At 59.5% G+C, this 21706-nt stretch carries 22 protein-coding genes and 2 pseudogenes; 15 read left to right on the top strand and 9 right to left on the bottom strand.

Annotated features, from left to right (window positions below; translation table 11 throughout):
• The first annotated feature begins 7 nt into the window (after positions 1-7).
• The 8 genes and pseudogenes from IB246_RS25535 (at position 8) to IB246_RS25505 (ending at position 7515) form a co-directional block, all read left to right on the top strand.
• Positions 8-877 (top strand): SDR family oxidoreductase, encoded by an 870-nt coding sequence (locus tag IB246_RS25535; protein WP_008044432.1) that lies wholly within the window; start codon positions 8-10, stop codon positions 875-877.
• Between the two features lie 3 nt (positions 878-880).
• Positions 881-2497: a geranyl-CoA carboxylase subunit beta gene (atuC, locus tag IB246_RS25530; RefSeq protein ID WP_008044430.1), complete on the top strand. Its 1617-nt coding sequence runs from the start codon at positions 881-883 to the stop codon at positions 2495-2497.
• A gap of 24 nt (positions 2498-2521) precedes the next feature.
• Entirely contained in the window at positions 2522-3679 is a 1158-nt protein-coding gene (gene atuD, locus IB246_RS25525; RefSeq protein WP_008044426.1) for a citronellyl-CoA dehydrogenase, read from the top strand.
• Entirely contained in the window at positions 3676-4473 is a 798-nt protein-coding gene (locus IB246_RS25520; RefSeq protein ID WP_008044423.1) for an enoyl-CoA hydratase/isomerase family protein, read from the top strand. Before atuD ends, IB246_RS25520 begins: the two co-directional genes overlap by 4 nt.
• A 112-nt stretch (positions 4474-4585) precedes the next feature.
• A pseudogene (locus tag IB246_RS25515) lies at positions 4586-6053 on the top strand (acetyl/propionyl/methylcrotonyl-CoA carboxylase subunit alpha); the annotation flags it as partial.
• Positions 6054-6196: 143 nt separating this feature from the next.
• Positions 6197-6547 (top strand): annotated as a pseudogene (locus IB246_RS29130) (acetyl-CoA carboxylase biotin carboxyl carrier protein subunit); the annotation flags it as partial.
• A 71-nt stretch (positions 6548-6618) separates the two neighbouring features.
• Positions 6619-7161 (top strand): exonuclease domain-containing protein, encoded by a 543-nt coding sequence (locus IB246_RS25510; RefSeq protein WP_008030291.1) that lies wholly within the window; start codon positions 6619-6621, stop codon positions 7159-7161.
• A gap of 69 nt (positions 7162-7230) precedes the next feature.
• Complete coding sequence (locus tag IB246_RS25505) at positions 7231-7515, top strand: pyrimidine/purine nucleoside phosphorylase (RefSeq protein ID WP_008030293.1); 285 nt, start codon at positions 7231-7233, stop codon at positions 7513-7515.
• A gap of 71 nt (positions 7516-7586) precedes the next feature.
• On the opposite strand, the gene IB246_RS25500 is transcribed toward IB246_RS25505, so the two are convergent.
• Positions 7587-8393 (bottom strand): MOSC domain-containing protein, encoded by an 807-nt coding sequence (locus IB246_RS25500; protein ID WP_008044403.1) that lies wholly within the window; start codon positions 8391-8393, stop codon positions 7587-7589.
• A 126-nt stretch (positions 8394-8519) separates the two neighbouring features.
• Positions 8520-9455, bottom strand: coding sequence for a chemotaxis protein CheV (locus IB246_RS25495; RefSeq protein WP_008044401.1), 936 nt, complete (start codon positions 9453-9455; stop codon positions 8520-8522).
• A 463-nt stretch (positions 9456-9918) separates the two neighbouring features.
• On the opposite strand from IB246_RS25495, the gene IB246_RS25490 reads away from it, so the two are divergent.
• From IB246_RS25490 to IB246_RS25480, 3 genes are all read left to right on the top strand, one after another.
• The gene (locus tag IB246_RS25490; protein WP_008044399.1) at positions 9919-10389 is read left to right on the top strand and encodes a hypothetical protein; all 471 of its coding nucleotides are present in this window, start codon (positions 9919-9921) and stop codon (positions 10387-10389) included.
• A gap of 345 nt (positions 10390-10734) precedes the next feature.
• On the top strand, positions 10735-11628 hold the full coding sequence (locus IB246_RS25485) for a sensor histidine kinase (RefSeq protein ID WP_008030303.1): 894 nt from the start codon (positions 10735-10737) through the stop codon (positions 11626-11628).
• Entirely contained in the window at positions 11625-12284 is a 660-nt protein-coding gene (locus IB246_RS25480) for a response regulator transcription factor (RefSeq protein ID WP_032828800.1), read from the top strand. Before IB246_RS25485 ends, IB246_RS25480 begins: the two co-directional genes overlap by 4 nt.
• Here IB246_RS25480 and yegS read toward each other — a convergent pair.
• Positions 12268-13185 (bottom strand): lipid kinase YegS, encoded by a 918-nt coding sequence (gene yegS, locus IB246_RS25475; protein ID WP_032832873.1) that lies wholly within the window; start codon positions 13183-13185, stop codon positions 12268-12270. The two genes, IB246_RS25480 and yegS, sit on opposite strands and share 17 nt — an antisense overlap.
• Before the next feature lie 228 nt (positions 13186-13413).
• Between yegS and IB246_RS25470 the strand changes: the two genes are divergently transcribed.
• Positions 13414-13722 carry a hypothetical protein gene (locus IB246_RS25470; protein WP_081500235.1) on the top strand — a complete coding sequence of 103 codons (309 nt, stop codon included), beginning with the start codon at positions 13414-13416 and terminating at the stop codon, positions 13720-13722.
• Between the two features lie 66 nt (positions 13723-13788).
• On the opposite strand, the gene glp is transcribed toward IB246_RS25470, so the two are convergent.
• Together glp and moaB are read right to left on the bottom strand one after the other, a co-directional pair.
• A complete protein-coding gene (gene glp, locus IB246_RS25465) occupies positions 13789-14976 on the bottom strand; it encodes a gephyrin-like molybdotransferase Glp (protein WP_008044395.1) in 1188 nt (395 codons plus the stop codon).
• A gap of 22 nt (positions 14977-14998) precedes the next feature.
• Positions 14999-15538: a molybdenum cofactor biosynthesis protein B gene (gene moaB / locus IB246_RS25460; protein ID WP_008030315.1), complete on the bottom strand. Its 540-nt coding sequence runs from the start codon at positions 15536-15538 to the stop codon at positions 14999-15001.
• A gap of 81 nt (positions 15539-15619) precedes the next feature.
• On the opposite strand from moaB, the gene mobA reads away from it, so the two are divergent.
• Positions 15620-16222 (top strand): molybdenum cofactor guanylyltransferase MobA, encoded by a 603-nt coding sequence (gene mobA / locus IB246_RS25455; RefSeq protein ID WP_008044392.1) that lies wholly within the window; start codon positions 15620-15622, stop codon positions 16220-16222.
• A gap of 76 nt (positions 16223-16298) precedes the next feature.
• Positions 16299-16520 (top strand): YgdI/YgdR family lipoprotein, encoded by a 222-nt coding sequence (locus IB246_RS25450; protein ID WP_008030318.1) that lies wholly within the window; start codon positions 16299-16301, stop codon positions 16518-16520.
• Between the two features lie 70 nt (positions 16521-16590).
• Here the strand turns inward: IB246_RS25450 and IB246_RS25445 are convergent, their stop codons facing one another.
• From IB246_RS25445 to IB246_RS25435, 3 genes are all read right to left on the bottom strand, one after another.
• On the bottom strand, positions 16591-17481 hold the full coding sequence (locus IB246_RS25445; RefSeq protein WP_032832869.1) for a pseudouridine synthase: 891 nt from the start codon (positions 17479-17481) through the stop codon (positions 16591-16593).
• Positions 17482-17552: 71 nt separating this feature from the next.
• Positions 17553-17873, bottom strand: a complete 321-nt coding sequence (locus IB246_RS25440; RefSeq protein ID WP_008030323.1) for a hypothetical protein — start codon at positions 17871-17873, stop codon at positions 17553-17555.
• 165 nt (positions 17874-18038) lie between these two features.
• Positions 18039-18275: a glutaredoxin family protein gene (locus tag IB246_RS25435; protein WP_008030325.1), complete on the bottom strand. Its 237-nt coding sequence runs from the start codon at positions 18273-18275 to the stop codon at positions 18039-18041.
• A gap of 210 nt (positions 18276-18485) precedes the next feature.
• Here IB246_RS25435 and IB246_RS25430 point away from each other — a divergent pair, with 210 nt between their 5' ends.
• Positions 18486-20198, top strand: coding sequence for a cation:proton antiporter (locus tag IB246_RS25430; protein ID WP_008044387.1), 1713 nt, complete (start codon positions 18486-18488; stop codon positions 20196-20198).
• 1 nt (position 20199) lies between these two features.
• On the opposite strand, the gene IB246_RS25425 is transcribed toward IB246_RS25430, so the two are convergent.
• Complete coding sequence (locus IB246_RS25425) at positions 20200-21408, bottom strand: ammonium transporter (protein WP_008044385.1); 1209 nt, start codon at positions 21406-21408, stop codon at positions 20200-20202.
• Between the last annotated feature and the right edge of the window lie 298 nt (positions 21409-21706).

The raw sequence follows: 21706 nt of genomic DNA, 5'->3' as shown, positions 1-21706 counted from the left end.
TGCCGCCGTGGCCTACGATTCGATTTTCAAAGCTGATCTGTTTGCCGGCCAAAACATCATCGTCACCGGTGGCGGCAGCGGCATCGGTCGCTGCACCGCCCATGAACTGGCGGCCCTCGGCGCCCATGTGCTGTTGATCGGGCGCAATGCCGACAAACTGAAATCCGTGGTTGCCGAGATTACCGAGGATGGCGGCAAGGCCGATTGGCAGACCTGCGATATTCGCGACGAAGAAGCGGTCAAGCATCTGGTCAGCGAACTGATCCGCAAGCACGGTCCGATCCACGGACTGGTCAACAATGCCGGCGGCCAATTTCCCTCACCACTGGCCTCGATCAACCAGAAGGGTTTCGAAACCGTGATGCGCACCAACCTGGTGGGCGGTTTCCTGATGGCGCGCGAAGTCTTCAACCAGTCCATGAGCCAACACGGCGGCGCCATCGTCAACATGCTCGCCGACATGTGGAACGGCATGCCCGGCATGGGCCACTCGGGCGCGGCGCGCTCGGGCATGGATAACCTGACCAAGACCGCTGCGTTCGAATGGGGTTACGCCGGGGTGCGGGTCAATGCAGTGGCGCCGGGCTGGATCGCCTCCAGCGGCATGGACACTTACGAAGGTGCGTTCAAAGCGGTGATTCCGACCTTGCGCGAGCACGTGCCGCTGAAACGCATCGGCACCGAATCGGAAGTCAGCGCCGCGATCGTCTTCCTGCTCAGTCCGGCCGCAGCGTTTGTCAGTGGCAGCACCTTGCGTATCGACGGCGCCGCCAGCCTTGGCGGTCGGGCGTGGCCGATCCACAAGGCCAGGATCAGTGAGTCGTACAACGGTTTCCACCGCGCGTACTTGCCGGACGTGCTCAAGGACAAGGAATAAGTCATGCCGGTGATTCAGTCGCAAGTCGACCCGTTCAGCGACCAGTTTGCCCAGAACCGTGCAGCGATGCTGGCGGGAATCGAGCAAGTCCGTCAGCTCGAACAGAACCTGCTGAACAAAGCGGCCGAAGCCAAACCCAGGTTCGACAAGCGCGGGCAATTGCTGCCCCGCGAACGCCTCAATCTTCTGCTCGACCCGGGTGCGCCGTTCCTCGAACTGGCGAGCCTGGCCGGCTACAAATTGCATGACGACAAGGACGGCAGTTCGGCCGGCGGCGGTTTGATCGCCGGGATCGGTTACGTGTCCGGTGTGCGGGTTCTGGTCGTGGCGAACAACAGCGCGATCAAGGGCGGGACGATTTCCCCCAGCGGTTTGAAAAAGTCCCTGCGCCTGCAACAGATCGCCATGGAGAACAAACTGCCGGTGATCACCCTCGCCGAAAGCGGTGGCGCCAACCTCAATTACGCAGCGGAGATTTTCGTCGAAGGCGCGCGCAGTTTTGCCAATCAGGCGCGGATGTCGGCCATGGGGTTGCCGCAGATCACCGTGGTCCACGGTTCGGCCACGGCGGGCGGTGCTTATCAGCCAGGGCTCTCGGATTACACGGTAGTGGTGCGTGGCAAAGCCAAACTGTTTCTCGCCGGCCCACCGTTACTGAAAGCCGCGACCGGAGAAGTGGCGACCGACGAAGAACTGGGCGGTGCCGAGATGCACGCGCAAACCGCCGGCACCGCTGAATACCTGGCCGAGAACGATGCCGATGGCGTGCGCCTGGTGCGCGAGATTGTCAGCCTGTTGTCATGGAACGAGCAGCTGCAATGGTTGCCCGAACGGCAGTGGAAAGAACCCCTCTACCCTATCGACGAGCTGCTGGGACTGATCCCGGACGATCCGAAAAAGCCCTACGACGTGCGCGAAATCATTGCGCGGATCGCCGACGGCTCGAACTTCCTTGAGTTCAAGGGTGAATTCGATCAGCAAACCATTTGCGGCCATTTGCACATTCAGGGGCGCGCCTGCGGATTCATCGGCAACAACGGCCCGATCACCCCCAAAGGGGCGAGTAAAGCCGCGCAGTTCATCCAGCTCTGCGATCAGAGCCAGACGCCGCTGCTGTTCTTTCACAACACCACCGGGTTCATGGTCGGCACCGAGTCGGAACAGCAAGGCGTGATCAAGCACGGCGCAAAGATGATTCAGGCGGTGGCCAACGCCCGCGTACCGAAACTGACCATCGTCGTCGGCGGTTCCTATGGCGCCGGTAACTACGCCATGTGCGGTCGCGGCCTCGACCCGCGCTTCATCTTCGCCTGGCCCAACAGCCGCACGGCGGTGATGGGCGGCGCGCAGGCCGGCAAGGTGCTGCGCATCGTCACCGAAGCCAAACAACTCAAGGACGGCCTGGTGCCCGACCCGAAAATGCTCGACATGCTGGAGCAGGTCACCGCACAGAAACTCGACAGCCAGTCCACCGCGCTTTATGGCAGCGCCAGTCTGTGGGACGACGGGCTCATCGATCCGCGGGACACCCGGACCCTGCTCGGTTACTTGCTGGACATCTGTCATGAGGCCGATGTGCGGCCGCTGCAAACCAACAGTTTTGGCGTAGCCCGGTTCTGAACCGGCCAGAGGAGAACAATAAAAATGATCTTCACCCAGGAACACGAAGCACTGCGCCGCACCGTTCGCCAATTCGTCGAAAACGAGATCAACCCGCACGTCGAGGCATGGGAAAAGGCCGGGCGCTTTCCCATCCACGAAATCTTCCGCAAGGCCGGTGACCTGGGCCTGCTGGGAATTTCCAAACCGGAAAAATTCGGCGGCATGGGGCTCGATTACAGCTATTCGATTGTCGCCGCCGAGGAGTTCGGCACCATTCATTGCGGCGGCATTCCGATGTCCATCGGTGTGCAGACCGACATGTGCACTCCAGCGCTGGCGCGCTTCGGTTCCGATGAACTGCGTGAAGAGTTTCTGCGCCCTGCCATTACCGGCGAACAGGTCGGTTGCATCGGCGTTTCCGAAGTCGGCGCCGGTTCCGACGTGGCCGGGTTGAAAACCACCGCCCGCAAGGACGGCGACGACTACGTGATCAACGGCAGCAAGATGTGGATCACCAACTCGCCAAGCGCCGATTTCATTTGTCTGCTGGCCAATACCTCGGACGACAAACCGCACATCAACAAGTCGCTGATCATGGTGCCGATGAACACGCCGGGGATCAGCCTCAGTTCGCACCTGGACAAGCTCGGCATGCGCAGCTCGGAAACCGCCCAGGTGTTTTTCGACAACGTGCGCGTGCCGCAACGCAACCGCATCGGCCATGAAGGCGCGGGCTTCATGATGCAAATGCTGCAGTTTCAGGAAGAACGCCTGTTCGGCGCGGCGAACATGATCAAGGGCCTGGAATACTGCATCGACAGCACCATCGAGTATTGCAAGGAACGTAAAACCTTCGGCAATGCGCTGATCGACAATCAGGTCATCCACTTTCGCCTCGCCGAACTGCAAACCGAAATCGAATGCCTGCGGGCGCTGGTCTATCAGGCCACCGAGCAGTACATCAAAGGTCAGGACGTCACGCGTCTGGCGTCGATGGCCAAACTCAAGGCCGGGCGACTGGGCCGCGAAGTCAGCGACAGTTGCCTGCAATATTGGGGCGGCATGGGCTTCATGTGGGACAACCCCGTGGCCCGCGCCTACCGCGATGTGCGGCTGGTGTCGATTGGCGGCGGCGCCGACGAAATCATGCTGGGGATCATCTGCAAACTCATGGGCATCCTGCCGGGGAAAAAGAAATGAGCACCCTGCCGGATTGCCAGACGTTATTGCTCGAACCGCATAACGGTGTGCTGCACATCACCCTCAACCGCCCGGAAAGCCGCAACGCCATGAGCCTGCAAATGGTCGCCGAACTGCGCGCGGTGCTGTTGGCCGTGCGCGATGACCGTGCGATTCGGGCCTTGGTGATCGGCGGTGCCGGTGGACATTTCTGTGCCGGTGGCGACATCAAGGACATGGCCAACGCCCGTGCTCAAGGCGCGAACGCCTTCCGCGATCTGAACCGTGCGTTCGGCGCGCTGCTGCAAGAGGTGCAACACGCACCGCAAGTGGTGATCACCGTGCTGCAAGGCGCAGTGCTTGGCGGCGGTTTGGGCCTGGCCTGCGTCAGCGATGTCGCCCTGGCGGATCATCAGGCGCAATTCGGGTTGCCGGAAACCAGCCTCGGCGTGCTGCCCGCGCAGATCGCGCCGTTTGTGGTCCAGCGCATCGGTTTGACTCAGGCCCGGCGCCTGGCGCTGACGGCGGCGCGGTTCGATGGCAACCAGGCGCGGCGCATGGGGCTGGTGCATTTTGTCGAGCATGACGCGCAAGGCTTGGCCGAGCGTCTCGGTGAAATTCTGGCCCACGTGCTGTGCTGCGCGCCGGGGGCCAATGCGACGACCAAAAAACTGTTGCTGGCGAGTGCCGGGCAACCGTCGGATGCGTTGCTGGATGAGGCGGCCGAGTGGTTCAGCGAAGCGGTGATTGGAGCGGAAGGGGTCGAGGGCACGATGGCCTTCGTGCAGAAGCGTAAACCGGGATGGGCGCCATAAAAGCTTCGCGGGCAAGCCTCGCTCCTACAGGGCTCACCAAAAACCTTGTAGGAGCGAGGCTTGCCCGCGAAGAGGCCATCACTTCCACCGCAAATACGAAGGGAATATCCCAATGCCCGCCCTGAAAAAAATCCTGATCGCCAACCGCGGTGAAATCGCCTGCCGTATCCAGCGTACCGCCCAGGCGTTGGGCTACCGCACCGTCGCCGTGTTCAGCGACGCAGATGCGGATGCCTTGCACGTACAAATCGCCGACGAAGCCGTCAACATCGGCCCGGCCCCGGTCCAGAAGTCGTACCTGAACATCCCGGCCATCCTCGACGCCGCCCGCCGCACCGGTGCCGATTCGATCCACCCCGGCTACGGCTTCCTCTCGGAAAATGCCGAATTCGCCCGCGCCTGCCAGCACGCCGGCCTCACTTTCATCGGCCCCAGCCCTGAAGCCATCGAACTGATGGGCAGCAAACGCCTGTCGAAACTCGCCATGCTCGACGCCGGTGTGCCCTGCATCAAAGGCTATCAAGGCACCGGGCAGGACGATGCGAGCCTGAGCCGCGAAGCCGAACGCATCGGCTTTCCGCTGATGATCAAGGCCAGTGCCGGCGGTGGCGGGCGCGGCATGCGCCTGGTACACGATGCAGAGGATTTGCTCGCACAGATTCGCACCGCGCGCTCCGAGGCATTGAACGGGTTTGGCAGCGACGAACTGATCCTCGAACAAGCGCTGATCGATCCGCGTCACGTTGAGGTTCAGCTGTTCGGCGACCAACACGGCAACCTGATCTACCTCGGCGAACGCGACTGTTCGATCCAGCGCCGCCATCAGAAAGTCATCGAAGAAGCACCCTGCCCGGTCATGACCGCCGAACTGCGCCAGGCCATGGGGGAAGCGGCGCTCAAGGCCGGTCGCGCAGTGAATTATGTGGGCGCTGGTACTGTGGAGTTTCTGCTGGACGCGCACGGGCAGTTCTACTTTCTGGAAATGAACACGCGGTTGCAGGTGGAACACCCGGTGACTGAATTGATCACCGGTCTCGATCTGGTGGCCTGGCAGTTGCACGTCGCCGAAGGACTACCGCTGCCATTGCGCCAGGAACAGGTGCAACTCAACGGCCACGCCATGGAAGTGCGGCTGTATGCCGAAGACCCGACCCAAGGGTTCCTCCCGCAGACCGGGCGCATCAGCACCTGGGAACCGGCCTTGCAGAATGGAGCGCGTATCGATCATGGGCTGATCGAAGGTCAACATGTCAGCCCGTTCTATGACCCGATGATGGGCAAGATCATCGCCCACGGCGCTACCCGCGAAGAAGCCCGGCGCAAGTTGCTGCGCGCGGTGCAAGACAGTGTGCTGCTGGGCTTGCCGAGCAATCAGCGCTTGCTTGCCAGCCTGCTGGAACATCCACGCTTCATCAGTGGCGAGTTCAGCACCGGGTTCATCCCGACGCATTTCGCCGACCATCCTTGTTTGCATCCGCATAACCCGAGTGCTGAAGAACTGGCGATTGCGGCGGCGCTGTTTTATCAGGCTTCGGCGCAGGCTCATCCCGCCGCGCTGGCCGGCTGGCGCAACAACGCCAGTGTGCCGCTGCACTATCGCATCGGCCTGGAGGATCGGGACTGGCCGGTGCAGTTGAACGCGGTACCAGGTGAACCGTACCGGATTGAAGTCGCCGCCCAGGCCTTCGAACTGAACGTCATCCAGTGCGACGGACGCTGGGCCACCCTGGACATCAACGGCATCCGCCAGCGCCATGCCTATCGTCTGGAGGCCGGACAACTCTGGCTGTTCACCCGCCCCGGCAGCCTGCGCCTGGAGGATCGCACGCAAGCGCTGGTCAGCGGCCAGGCCAGCGTCAGCTCCGGCACGCTCAAGGCGCCGATGGACGGCGCGATCGTCGACGTGCTGGTCGCACAAGGCAGCCTGGTCAGTAAAGGCCAACTGCTGGTGGTGCTGGAAGCAATGAAAATGGAGCATCCGCTCAAGTCCGGCATCGACGGCGTGCTCAAACGCTTGCAGGTCAAGGTCGGCGATCAGGTAAAAAATCGTCAGATTTTGTTGGAGGTCGAATAAGCCGCTAGGCGGATCCGTCGGGTTTGGCTACGCTCAAGCCCTATCAGGATGCGGATACCGGGAACCCTTCAATGCCTCACTGGCTGGTGATCGATCTGGAAGCCACCACCGATGAAGGTGGCTGGCCAGTTACGGAAATGGAAATCATCGAAATCGGCGCCACGCTGGTGGACCGCCAAGGGCGTGAGCAGGACCATTTCCAGCGCTTCGTGCGACCGCTGCGACGGCCCCTGCTCACGCCGTTTTGTCGCGAGTTGACCCGCATCACCCAGGCGAATATCGACAGCGCACAGGCGCTGACCGAGGTCTGGCCGGTCTTCGAGCGCTGGCTCGGCCAACATCATTCGCGGCTGGAAGGCTGGGCCAGTTGGGGCGATTACGATCGCAGGCAACTGCTTCAGGAGTGGGAGCGCTTGCAACTCGACAGCCAACTGAGTCGCGTGCCGCACATGAACCTCAAGCAGCGCTTTGCCAAGGCCCGACGGCTGGAACGCCCGCTGGGACTCAACGGCGCCCTGCAACTGGCCGGCATGCAGTTCACCGGCCAGCAGCACCGGGCACTGGAAGATGCGCGCAATACAGCGCGTCTGTTACCGCTGATTCTCCCGCTCTAGAGAGGTGACGGCGCCAAGGGCCTTGTGCATACTGGCCGGCCCTTTTTAGCCCTTTTCGAGGAATCGCCCATGTTTAAAGTCAACGAGTACTTCGACGGCACCGTCAAGTCGATCGCCTTTGGCACCGCTGAAGGTCCGGCGACCATTGGCGTCATGGCTCCGGGCGAATACGAATTCGGCACCAGCCAGCGTGAAATCATGCACGTGGTGACCGGCGCCCTGACCGTCAAACTGCCAGACAGCACCAACTGGGAAACCTTCGCCGCCGGCAGCCAGTTCAACGTGCCAGCCAACAGCAAATTCCAGCTTAAAGTGGCCGTCGACACCGCTTACCTGTGCGAATACCGCGGCTAAAACCCCGGATTTTCACAGCACAAAAAAAATGCCCGTGTCCTTGGACACGGGCATTTTTCATTCAGGGTCGCTTATTCCAGGATCGTGACCGGCATGCCGACTTCGAGAAGACCGTTGCCATCGTTGACCAGATTCTGGCCAAACATCGCACCGTCTTCCTGGGCACGATACTTCTGCAAGGTCGCGAGCGGTTCACGGTCATCGCTGCGTTCGCCGGTCTGCGGATCGATGGTGGTCAGAATGCAGCGCGAACACGGCTTGACCACACGAAACTCGACATCGCCGATACGAATACGCTTCCAGCCGTCCTCGGCATACGCCTCGCTGCCCTCGATCACCAGATTCGGTCGAAAACGCAGCATCTCCAACGAACGCCCGACCTTTTGCGACAGATCCTCAAGGGACGCCTGCCCGATCAGCAGCAACGGGAAGCCATCGGCGAAGGCCACCTGATCGTCGTCCTTGCCATAACCGGCCTGTGTGGTCCGAGCGCGATCAACCGGCACCTGCACCAGGCGAGTCGGCTTGCCAATGAATCTGCTGACCCAGGCCCCCGCCTCGTCACCGGCATCAGGCACACGCAAGGTGTCGCGCCAGATGGTCACGCCACGCAACTCAGCGTCGTTGGCAGGCAAGGCAATATCAATTGGCGTGTGGCCGGGAGCGCTGAGGGTCAAACCACCCTGGGCATTCCACAACGCCGACAGCTGGCTCATCTGCGCCACCGCACGCTGGGTCAGGAAGCGCCCGCTGGCCTCGTCCACCAGCATCCAGCGTCGATCCCCGTCCAGCCCCAGTTTGTCGAGACTGACCTGTTGCAGGATCTCGCCCTTGCCGGATTTCAACGGATAACGATAAAGCGCGCTCAGACGCAGCATGACCAGCTCCCTGGAGGACAAAAATGCCACCCTATACGAGCTTGATCGCCGAATCAAAGACTGCGAACTGGATTACCAACCCTGTGGGAGCGAGCAGGCTCGTTCCCACAGGAAACTGTATCGTGATCAGGCAGGCACTTCGTCGAGCATCAGGCGCTGACGCACCACATCGACCAGTTTGTCCGGCTGGAATTTGGAGAGGAAGTTGTCACAACCAACCTTCTTGACCATCGAGTCGTTGAAACTGCCGGACAACGAGGTGTGCAGAACCACGTAGAGGCCGCGCAGACGCGGATCGTTACGGATCTCGGTGGTCAGGCGATAGCCGTCCATTTCCGGCATCTCGGCGTCGGTGAAGATCATCAGCAATTTGTCGGTCATGTTCACGCCGGTATCCGCCCAGCCCTTGAGCATGTTCAGCGCTTTCAAGCCATCGCTGGCGATGTGCATCTTCACGCCCAACTGGCCGAGGGTGTCGCGCAACTGCGAGAGCGCCACGTTGGAGTCGTCCACCAGCAGCACTTCACGGCCACGGGCGCGCTCCAGTATTGGATCGTCGAGTTTGTCGCGGGACACCTTGGCGTTGTACGGAACGATTTCGGCGAGGACTTTTTCGACGTCGATAATCTCCACCAACTGATCATCGACCTTGCTGATGGCAGTCAGGTAATGCTGACGGCCGGCGCTGGTCGGCGGCGGCAGAATGGCTTCCCAGTTCATGTTGACGATGCGGTCCACACCACCCACCAGGAAAGCCTGCACGGAGCGGTTATACTCGGTGACGATGATCGTGCTGGTAGGGCTCGGCACCAGCGGACGCATGCCGATGGCCTGGGACAGGTCGATCACCGGCAACGTCTGGCCACGCAGGTTGACCACGCCGCAGACAAACGGATGGCGCTGGGGCATCAGGGTCAGTTTCGGCAGTTGCAGCACTTCCTGCACTTTGAAAACGTTGATCGCGAACAATTGCCGCCCAGCCAGGCGGAACATGAGAATTTCCAGGCGATTCTCACCCACCAGTTGCGTGCGTTGGTCTACCGTGTCGAGAATGCCGGCCATCAATGACTCCTGGTACTTGTTCTGATGAATTCACTAAAGAGGGTTATCGGCTGTTTTTTCAGGACCTTGACCCCGATGCAAAATGCCACGCTCAGGCATTGATGTCACATTAACATCATGCTTTACTGGCGCCATCACTTCATCTGCTTCACTCCCTGCGGCGCGACCCTGTTTCGTCCATTAGGTTCCCGTGCGTAAGGGATTCCCCTAGTAACAATCAGGCCCAACCTGATATTCGCAATATCCAATAGCCATTAATGTGACGCCATTCTCATTGCATGAACGGAGTCAGGCTTTTGTGTGCGATCGCAGGTCAGTGGCCATCCACCCTCTTGAACTCCTCCGCCTGCAGACAGCCCGGCTGGAGCGCGATCTCACGACGGCACGGCAACGCCATGGCGCAGATCATTCTCGCTGACACACACGACATTCCCTCATTTGACATGACGTTGTGGAGATAAGCATGCCGAACGACCGTAACGACTGGGCCAAGCGGTTCCCGGAGTTTCTCGCCGAAGCTGAAACACTCCTGGCCAAATCCGAGGAGTGCCTGAGTCATTTGCAACTGATCAGCAATGACAAGGACGCCATCGAATGCATGCTCAGTACCCTGCTCAAGCTGGCCAACAAGGCCGATGCCCTCGCCCTGGTCGCCGTTTCGGAGTTTTCGCTGCACATTCATGGCCTGCTGAACCATGCCCAAAACCACGTCGACCTGCATGCTCAGGCGCTGGATGCGTTGAAAGACTGCTTCACATTGATGGCCTGGCAACTCGAACTGATCGATCAGACCACCGGCCAACTCAGCCTCGACGACAGTGAACAAACCTCATTGATCGAAGCCTTTGCCTACCAGGTCGGGCAAAACCAGTTTCAGCCACCGGTTAATTCCAAACCGTTCCGGCTCGTTTCCTTTACGGAACGGCAGGCTTAATTTCACCCGATAATAACGCCGTGGTTCGTATTCATATTGCCAAGATGTCACTCTGTAACTTGATCACGCTCATGTCGCAATTGAATATTTCATGCCTGTCAACGACAGCCCGATACAAGTAACTATTCCCTTCCTGCCGATAAACTTTTCCATTGTGGAACTATCGTCCAAAACCTTTATTTCCTGACTCTATAGACATATATACCGAACGCGACCAACGGTATGTTAAGTGGTATTATGCCGACCATTAGTTGACGTCAATTAATGGCAGAGTGACTCAGACAGAGACCCGTCAGTCCATTAGACCGGTCTGCCCGCAGCGAACATCCATTGGCTCCATCCGTTATGTACGCCAGCCTCAAGTCAATCACCATGTGGCCCCCCTCCCGAGTAAACGCGCGTCGGTTCACGCTTTTGTTGTGTACCTGCTCGGCGCTCGGCAGCCTGCTGATCTATGGCCTGTCCACACGCTTGCCGTTAAGTCTGCTGCTGCTCAATATTGCAGCGCTGACGTGCGTCTGGGTGCAGCATCGCCTGTCGCGCAAGTCGATAAAGTTCGAGCCTCAAGAGCTCGCCGACCGTTTATTGAAGGTTCAGGAGAACGAACGCCACCGGCTCAGTCGTGAACTGCATGACGATATTGGCCAGTTATTGACCGCGGCAAAACTTCAAAGTGATTGGCTCAGACGCCGAATGCCCGAAGAACTGCAAGAGCAATGCGCGGCGCTCTGCGACACGCTGGAAGAAACCCTGACCAAAGTGCGTGACGTATCGGCCATCCTCAACCCCAGACAGTTGACCAGCCTGGGGCTGGAAGCCAGTCTGCGTGCACATTTGCTCAAGACACTGGGCAATACGACGGTGAACTGGAGCCTGGAATGCCATTCACGCTTGACCGGCATCCCCGAAGAAATGGCGGTGGCCGCCTTTCGAATCACCCAGGAAGCGGTGACCAACATACTGCGCCACGCCGAGGCGAAAAATCTGTTGGTCCGCCTGCAACGCCAGCCTCAAGGCTTGACGCTGTTGATCAGCGACGACGGCCTGGGTTTCGCGCCGGCGACGGATCCGGGTCGTGAGGGCCAGCGCGGAATGGCCGGAATGTCGGAACGTATCGATCAACTGGGCGGTACATTGACCGTCACCAGCGAACCGGGCAAAGGTACTCAAATCGAAGCTCTCTTCCCCTGGGCGCCACGTGCGCTCGAACGGGCCAGTACGAATAAGGTTATGCGTTGACTTGTAACTTACTTCTGGTGGATGACCACTCGCTTATCAGGGCTGGCGTGCGCGCTCTGGTGCTGGATATTCCCGGCTACGCCGTCATCGGCGAGGCCAATGACGGCTCGCAGCTGCTCGAAATGGTCGAGCATCTGTCCCCGGACATCGTGCTGCTGGATATTTCCATGAAGGAAACCGGTGGCCTTGAAGCCTTGCAGCGCCTCAAGCGCGTACGCCCGCAAAGCAAGGTACTGATTCTGTCGATGCACACCGACCCGGCGCTCATCATGCAGGCACTGGAATCCGGCGCCCACGGTTACCTGCTCAAGGACACCACGGCCACAGAACTCGAACATGCCCTGGAAGCCCTGCGCAACAACGAGCGCTACCTGAGCCCGGCCATCGCCCATACGGTCATCAACCAGGCGCTGACCCGCAACCAGAAACATCAGCCGGAACCCGCGGACTCGCACAACCTGACGGCACGTCAGCTGGAAATCCTGCGGCTGATTGTTCGCGGAAAATCCACCCGGGAAATCGCCAATGGCCTGGGTTTGAGTATCAAGACGGTCGAAACCCACCGCTCGCAAATCATGAAGCGCTTGCAGATTTACGACGTGGCAGGCCTGGTGCTGTTCGCCGTGCGCGAGCAAATCATCAGTCTGGACGACTGATCATTGCCGGAACGCTCAGCAGCGGCGAGTCCTCGGGCAAATGCACCCGCAGTGCTGCCGGGCGCGCCGAGAAACGCAAGCTGTCGCCTTCCAGTGGTTCACCATCGAGATTGATGTAAAGACCTTCCGAGACCTTGATCTCGACCCATGGCAGACGGGCGCGCACAAACATGCTGTCGATACCGAAGCCGTCGGAGAGCAAACTTTTCAACGTACCCACCACTTCCTGCGGTGCAGGCAGAATACTGATATCCAGCAGACCGTCATCCGCCAGCGCCTGTGGGCACAGTACGTGACCACCGCCCGCCTGGCGGCCATTGCCGATGCCCAGTGCCAGCAGCTCGCCACTCCACTGAAAATCCGGGCCATGCAGCTCGCCATAGGCCGCATGCAACTCGCTGAAACGTGACAACCCCGTGAACAGGTAGGCCGCACCTCCAAGCACTTTCTTTAATTCCTCTGAGGTATTGGCCGTGACCTGACTGCCGAAGCCGCCCGTGGCCATATTCAGAAACACCTGCCCGCCGACCTCTCCCAGGTCGATGGCACACGGCTCAGTTTCCAGAAGATTCAAGGCTTGGGCGGGTTCCAGAGGCACACCGGCAGCGCGCGCGAAATCGTTGGCGGTTCCCAACGGCATCAGCACCAGACTGGCCTGCGTCGACTGTGCAGCCATGGCTTCGGCAATATCACGCAACGTTCCGTCACCGCCCCCAGCGATGATCTGCCTGTAGCCCGCCGCCAGAGCCTCATCCACCAGGCGTCGTGCGTCGCCGGCCTCCCAGGTCAATCGAACAGCCAACTCCCAACCTTGTGCGCGCCTGCCCTCGACCGCCGCACGAACCTCCTCGTTGAGCGCCTGCTTGCCATGCAGAATCAACAGTGCCTTGCGTTCGCTCATTGTGATCACCCCCATGTTTGCATTCCGTATGGGAGATGTTGACCGCGATGCGCACCATAAAAGTCGCAGGAAACCGAATTATTTCAAGGAGTCCGGGATTGAGGTCCTACAAGGCGGGATTTTTTCTTACAAAACCTGAGGAATCGGCTCAATTGACCCACCCGTTTGATTGGTACACCTTGGTGGCTGCGGTTTATCAGTCATCAGCAGGAATTACAGGGACGTACCATGCAAAGCCATGACATCAGGTTACCGGGCATTCCGGTTGCACCACTCGCGGAAAGACGGGCCAAACAGCAAGCCGAATTCAATAAAAATGCAAAACCCACTGGAGAAGCCGAAATGGAACCTCGCGTCGTCGAACTGGAAACTCACCTCGAATACATCCGAAGAGACATGGATGAAGTCCGCAGTGACGTGAAATCGATCAAACACCGGCTTGCCTATTCAGCCGGTGGCACTGCCGTGGTGCTCGGCCTTCTGGGCTGGATCGCCAACAGTCGTTTCGACCAGGTCGTGGCACTCATCGCACATTAGGCGTCAGCCATCAACGCAAAACCCGGTTCGATCAACCGGGTTTGCGTGGCCAGCGTGAGGCAGGTATCAGCCCAGAACTTCGCTCAGCGGGATGAAATACACGCTGTCACCTTCGATCAGCGTGTGATCCTCCAGCACTTCAACCAGACCATCGGCCCAGGCTGCGCTGCGCAGTACACCTGAACTCTGATTTTTGTAGATGATCGCCCGGCCGTTTTCCAGACGTCCACGCAAGTACTCGCGTCGACTGCCGGCTTTGGTCCAGTTAAACCCTGCCGGCACCTGAAATTTCAGCGGTTCAACCACTTTTACGCCTTGGCGGCGTAATAGGTAGGGCCTTGCCAACAAGGCAAAGGTCACCAGGGTCGACGCCGGGTTACCGGGTAAACCAATGACCGGAACCCCACGGAAATGTCCGAAGGTCAGCGGTTTGCCCGGTTTGATAGCGAGTTTCCACAATGTCAGCTCGCCCTCCTCCCGTAAGGCAATGCCCAGAAAATCCGCCTCACCCACCGATACGCCACCGGTCGAGAGGATCAGGTCGACGCTTGCCAAACTGGCAAGACGGGCACGAGTGGTCTCGAGGTCATCTGGAAGAATACCGGCGTCGATCACCTCACAACCCAATCGCTGCAACCAGCTGCAGAGCAACACACGATTGCTGTTGTAGATCTGGCCAGGTCCCAGCGGCTTACCCGGTTCAACCAATTCATCACCGGTGGACAAAACGGCGACGCGAACTTTGCGAATCACCTCAAGCTCTGCGCATCCCAGTGAAGCAGCCAGGCCCTGCTCAATTGGCCCAAGCCGTGTGCCGGCTGGCAGAATCAGTTCACCGACGGTAGTTTCCTGGCCTTGTGGCCGGATGTTTTGTCCTGGCGCCAGGGCATCGGTGAAACGGACTCGTTCATCCGCCTGGATTTCGGCGTTTTCCTGCATCTCGACGCAGTCGGCCCCAGCAGGAACCGGCGCACCAGTGAAGATTCGCGCACAGGTGCCGGGCGTCAAAGGCGGCGGAGCGTTGCCTGCAAAAATCTTCTGGCTGACCACCAACGGCTCTCCCGTCCAGTCGGCCGCGCGCAACGCATAACCATCCATTGCACTGTTGGGCCACGGAGGAAGATCAAGCGTCGAGATCAGGTCATCGGCCAGAACACGACCCTCAACCTGCGCCAGGGGCGGGCGCTCACGCTCACGAATCGGCGTGGCTTCAGCCATTTCCAGCAAGCGCGCCAGTGCGACTTCGACAGCCATCAGGCTGCCTGTCTTGCCTGGCTTACCCACGGGATTCACAGGGCTGCGCCTGTTTCAGATGAGGCACGAAATTGCATGGGCGGTGCCGCGAATCCAGTTGCTCAGCGAGAATACCGTCCCAACCGGTTCGCACAGCGTTGGTCGAGCCGGGCAAGCAGCAGACCAGCGTGCCATTGGCCAAACCGGCCAAGGCGCGGGACTGAACAGTGGAGGAGCCAATATCCGCCACCGATATCTGCCGGAAAAGCTCGCCAAATCCATCGACCTGCTTGTCCAGCAGGCAGCTCACCGCTTCGGGCGTGCTGTCGCGCCCGGTGAATCCCGTACCACCTGTGATCAGGACAACCTGCACCACATCGTCGGCAATCCAGTTGGCGACTTGCGCGCGGATTTTGTAGAGGTCATCTTTGAGCAGAACCCGAGAGGCCAGGTTATGGCCAGCAGCGATCAAGCGGTCAACGAAGACCTGGCCTGACGTGTCGGTTTCCAGAGTACGGGTATCGCTGACAGTCAGCACCGCGATGTTGAGCGGTGCGAAAGGTACATCAGCCTTGGCTTTCATAGGCTCGTCCAGTTGTAGGAGAAACAGCCCGGTGTTATATCACAGCGCCTCCTTTTTTCGCCGCCCCCATGGAGACCTGCCATGACCTCGAATACACATTTGCCACCCTGTTCCATTCTGCTCCTGGCAGGGGGGCGCGGCCAACGCATGGGCGGCCAGGACAAAGGGCTGATCGAGTGGCACGGCGAGCCACTGATCGCGCATTTGCATCGCAAGACCCGTCCGTTGAGCGATGACCTGATCATCTCCTGCAACAGGAATCTGGAAAAGTATGCGCCCTACGCCGACCAGTTGGTCCATGACGACGAAGGCGATTTCCCCGGTCCGCTGGCTGGCATGCGTGCAGGCCTGAAGGCCGCTCGTCATGCGTATCTGCTGGTATTGCCTTGTGACGTACCGCGCATCGATGCCGCGCTGCTCCACAGCATGCGCGAAACCGCCAGCCAGCATCCGGACAAACCGCTGATGCTGCGCCATGACGGACACTGGGAACCCTTGCTGTGCATCATTCCGGTTGCCCTGCGAGAAGCGTTCGAAAGTGCCTGGAATGACGGCGAACGCAGCCCGGGGCGCCTCATGCGCAAACTGGGCGCCACGGCGTTGCAATGCCCCGACAACGATCCTCGCCTGGCCAACCTCAATACACCGGAACTGTTAAGTGCCCACAACACTGTGTCAGACTGACACGAGAATGAACTTGCACGTGTCGCGAACGTCTCAAGCTCAGTTACCAAAAGAATTCATATTCGGAGACACACTCATGACTCAACGGACCCTCGCCGCTTTCATGCTCGCACTCGGCCTCGCTACCCTTGCCGGTTGCGCATCGCCTGCAGTGATCACCTTGAATGACGGTCGCGAAATCCAGGCTGTCGACTCGCCAAAATACGATAAGGAATCGGGTTTCTACGAATTTGAACAGTTGGACGGCAAACAAACCCGCGTCAACAAGGATCAAGTTCGTACCGTCAAAGAGCTGTAATCTTTGCGGCACCAACCGGATACAGAAAAGCCCGCTTTATGCGGGCTTTTTCGTGGCTGAAAAACAGCCATCACCATTGCAGGGTGATAGCGCTCTCGAAGTCTCTTTCCTCACCCGTGACCGGGTCCACAAACCGAAGCCCTTGTGCGAGCAACTTCAACGGATTGGCATAGTCGTCTTCGACATCCTTGAGCACTTGCGGATAGAACGGGTCATTGCAGATGCTGGCCCCCAAAGCCGTCATGTGCACCCGCAACTGATGCTTCTTGCCTGTCACCGGGTAAAGCGCATATCGCCAGAGATCGCCGTTCTTCTCCCTGACCTCGACGGCCGTCTCGGTATTGCTGGCGCCCGGCCCCTCTTGCATACGAAAGAAAGGCTCGCCATCAACGAGCCGACTCTTGTGGACCAAGGGAAAGGTCAGTTCCGGCAATGCCCTGGCAATAGCCTCATAGCGCTTTTCGATCTGCCGCGTTGGAAACAACGACTGATACGCGGAACGGCTCTGAGGATTGGCTGAAAACAGCACCAGCCCCGCCGTATGCCGATCAATGCGATGCAACGGTACCAGGTGCGGGTTATCCAGCCGACGGATCAACCGTCGAAGCAGCGTCTGCTCGACATATTCACCCGCTGGCGTCACAGGCAGGAAATGCGGCTTGTCTGCCACCACCAGGTGCTCGTCCGCGTACAGAATCGACTCGACCACAGGGATCGGCTTTTCGTCCGGCACTTCCCGAAAGTAGTGAATCCGCAGGCCTTCCTTGTAAGGAAGATCAAGGGCGATTGGCGTACCGTGCCCATCGAGGACGCGACCGCGGGCGATTCGGTCCAGCCATTGCTCGCGACCGATGGCACTGAAGTGCTCGCACAGGCATTCAAGTACGGTCTGCCACGGGCCAGGCGGCAAGTAGAGCGTGCTGGCCTGGCTGTGCGCAGCAGAAAAAGATGAAGTGGACATACGGAAGTTCTGACCCTCAATGCAGGGCGGCATTATCCAACAGAGGCCGGACCGAACCTAGCAGAGAATCCTCAGGCCGGAATCGACTGCGTGCGCGCCGCCGCTTCAGTGAATTCCTTGAGCCAGCGCAACACATCGACCGCCTCCCAGCGACCCGGATCGTAAAGTGCGTACAACAAGCCCTGATAGCCCACGACGTCCAGCTGCCGGTGATAACCCGCGCGCTGGAACAGTGCTTCGATTTCAGCGAAACAGGTATTGAAATGCAGCTTGTTGAACGGCGTTTTTCCTTCCGTGACCAGGCCATCCAGACGCAACTCGTGGACGGCCTCACGCACTACGTCCACCGACATCCGGTTCACGCTGTTCTTCAACTGTTCGACATTGACCAAGATTCATCCCTCTGACTTCCGGGATCGCCTGCCTGAATCCGCAATAGAGAGAACACGGCAGGTGATCGGAATAACTGTATGCACATACAGTAACCGAATAACCTGCATTTCGCCAATGACCGAAACGAGAACAGCGACGGATGGGAATCGCGAAAAATGTCGAGGTCAGCGCAGGAACGCCACGACCTGGTCGGCACTGAATGGCCAACCCAGCTCAGCGCCGGTATCGACTCGCCGTAACACCGGAATGCGCAAACTGTAAGCTTCGAACCATGATTCGTTCTCTGCGATATCCACCAGCTCGACCAGCAGACCGCGCTCGACAAATTCCATCAGCATGGCTTCGGCCACTTCACAAAGATGGCACCCAAGGGTGCCGAAAAGCTGACATTCAGGAGGCATGAGCACAGAACCCGGTAAAGTGAGCGTTTATTCTAGGCCCGCTATAAGAAGCAGTCGAGCCAATGACTCAGGCGCCTTGGCAACGGCGCATTTCCAAAGTTTTCGGCAACTCCCTGACTCAAATCACTCAAGCGCAATGTCACTTGCGCGATGCTCGCGGCTTTTTTTGCCTCTACGCTTGAGTAACTCGCACCTTGACCGGAGTTTTTTGTGTTCGCCAACCTGTTGATCATCCTCGCCTCCTCTCTGGTGGTTATTGCACTGTTCCAGCGCCTGCGCCTGCCACCGGTGCTGGGCTATCTGTGCGTGGGGTTGATGATCGGACCGACCGCGTTCAACTGGGTCAATGAAAGCGAGGAGTTGCCCGACCTCGCCGAGCTGGGCGTGGTGTTCCTGCTGTTCTCCCTCGGACTGGAGTTTTCCCTGACGAAAATGCTCGCGTTGCGCCACGTGGTGTTTCGGCTGGGCGGCCTGCAAGTACTGGTCACCGCGACACTGCTTGGGGGGGTGCTGATGTTGCTCGGCATGTCGGTAACCCCTGCACTGCTGCTCGGCGCAGGTCTGTCGCTGTCGTCCACCGCCATTGTCAGCAAGGAGCTGGGCAGTCTCGGCGAGATTTTCAGCAGCCACGGCCAGAACGCCATTGCGGTGTTGCTGTTCCAGGACGTCGTGGCGGTGTTGCTGCTGACTCTGGTGCCGGTGTTCGCCGGGAACAGCGATCAGGCCTGGTACTGGGCGTTACCTGTGACGCTCGGCAAGACCGTTGTGCTGTTCGTCGGGCTGTTGCTGACCAGTCGCTGGTTGCTGCCGCGGCTGTTCCATGAAGTGGCGGCGGCCCGCTCCGCCGAGCTGTTTGTGCTGCTGGCGCTGGTCATTGTGCTGCTGACCGCCTGGCTGACTCACCTGCTCGGTCTCTCCCCTGCCCTGGGGGCATTTCTCGCCGGCATGCTGCTGGGGGAAAGTCATTACCGCCATCAAATCGAGGCCGATATCCGTCCGTTCCGCGACATTCTGCTCGGGGTATTTTTCGTCAGCATCGGCATGTTGATCGACCTGCAGTTGTTCGCCAGCCACGGCCTGCTGATCCTCGGCCTGACCATCGGCTTGCTGCTGATCAAAGGCTGCGTGGTCGCGCTGCTGGTCAAATGGCGCGGCAGCGATGTCGAAACCGCCTGGCGCAGCGGCCTGGCTTTGGCCCAGGGCGGCGAGTTCTGTTTTGCGCTGATGGCCCTGATGCAACAAAACAAAATGATGCCCGCCGACCTCGGCGGACTGCTGCTGGCCGCGACCTTCTGCTCGATGCTGCTGACGCCACTGTTGCTGCGTTCGGCGCCCCGCATCGCAACGCGTCTGCACCGCAAGCCCAACGAAGAAGCGAAGCTCGACGAAATAAGCGCGCTGAACGCCGGACTGCACAGCCATGTGGTGATCTGTGGTTATGGTCGCGTCGGTCAGTCGATCGGGCGAGCGCTGCGCAATGCGCTGCAGCCCTATATCGCGCTGGACACCGATCCGGTGCGTGTCCAGGAAGCCGCCGTGGGTGAAACCTGTGTGCACTATGGCGACTCACGACGCGGTGAACTGCTGCTGGCGGTAGGACTGGCGCGCGCCAGGCTGCTGGTGATTGCCGTGGACCAGGCCGATATCGCGTTGCTGATTCTCCAGGAGGCGCGCCGATTAAACTCGACCGTTCCAATCCTGGTACGCACTCGGGACGACAGCCAACTGGCCGAGTTGAAAGCAGCCGGCGCCAGCGAAGTCGTGCCCGAATTGCTGGAGTCGAGCCTGATGCTCGCCTCCCACGCGTTGATCATGCTGGGTATACCCGCGCATCAGGTCCAAGAGCGGGCCGACCAGATACGGCATGACCGCTATCGCCTGCTGCACGGTTTTTATCCCGGTGCCGACGATGAAGAAACCTGACTCAGTCCTGGCTCACGGCGCCGATCTTGTGCACCGACAGGTCCGCGCCGTAATACTCTTCTTCCTGACTCAGGCGCAGGCCATGGAACGCCTTGATCACGCCATACACGGTAAAGCCGCCGGCCAGCGCCACGACCACCCCGAGGGAGGTTCCGATCAACTGACTGACTAGGCTCACCCCACCCAGGCCACCCAGTGCGCTCTGACCGAAAATGCCACAGGCGATCCCGCCCCAGACACCGCACAGACCGTGCAACGGCCAGACACCCAATACGTCATCGATGTGCCATTTGCCTTGCGCAGCGGTAAAGCACCAGACAAACAGCGCCCCGGCGATGGCGCCGGTCACGAGCGCGCCGACCGGGTGCATCAGATCGGAACCGGCGCAGATCGCCACCAGCCCGGCCAGTGGGCCGTTATGCAGAAAGCCGGGGTCATTGCGCCCGACGATCAGCGCCGCCACGGTGCCGCCCACCATGGCCATCAGCGAGTTCACCGCGACCAACCCGCTGACACCCTGCAGGGTTTGCGCACTCATCACGTTAAAACCGAACCAGCCCACAATGAGAATCCACGAGCCCAGGGCCAGGAAGGGAATGCTCGACGGTGCGAACGCCACCAGGCGTCCCTCGCGATAGCGACCTTGCCTCGGCCCGAGCAACAACACCGCTGCCAGCGCCAGCCAGCCGCCCATGGCATGGACTACCACCGAACCGGCGAAATCATGGAAGCTGGCACCAAAGCGCGCCAGCAACCAGGCCTGCAAGCCAAAGTTGCCGTTCCAGATCATGCCTTCGAAAAAGGGATAGACGAACGCCACGATCAACGCCGTCGCACACAACTGCGGAACGAACCGGGCGCGCTCGGCGATGCCGCCGGAAATGATTGCCGGTATGGCTGCGGCGAACGTCAGCAGAAAGAAAAACTTCACCAGGCCATAGCCATGATCGGCATTGATCACCGCCGCCGGTTGCATGAAGGTGACCCCGTAGGAAATCCAATAGCCTATAAAGAAGTAGGCAAGGGTCGAAATGGCGAAGTCGCTGAGGATCTTCGACAAGGCGTTGACCTGATTCTTCTGTCGAACCGTGCCGACTTCGAGAAAGGCAAAACCGGCGTGCATGGCCAAGACCATGACTGCACCGATCAGAATGAACAACGTGTTGGAGCTATGGACCAGACTGTCCACAGCGCTTTGCAGATTTTCCATGGAGTTGGCAGACCTGAAGGCTAAAAAAGCACCAAAGCAGTTCGCGCAGACAATTCATGCACCAAGTTGCAACTTCGCCGGATCAGTCCATTGATCCCGATGAGTCACTTTGGCGCACAAGGTTGGAACCTTTGCGCGAGGTTTCATTATTTGAGATAAGGTTTTGCTCGATTCTTGCCCAGCAACAGCGCAAACACGCAGGCTGACGCACCACGACATAGCAAAAGTTGTACCAGTCATTTGTACTGAACCTTCGCGCAAGGCTCATACTCGAACGCAACAGAAGCCACTTACGGAG

The organism is Pseudomonas sp. PDM01 (assembly GCF_014852325.1).
Lineage (GTDB): Bacteria > Pseudomonadota > Gammaproteobacteria > Pseudomonadales > Pseudomonadaceae > Aquipseudomonas > Aquipseudomonas migulae.
This window is presented reverse-complemented; position numbering and strand designations above follow the sequence as displayed.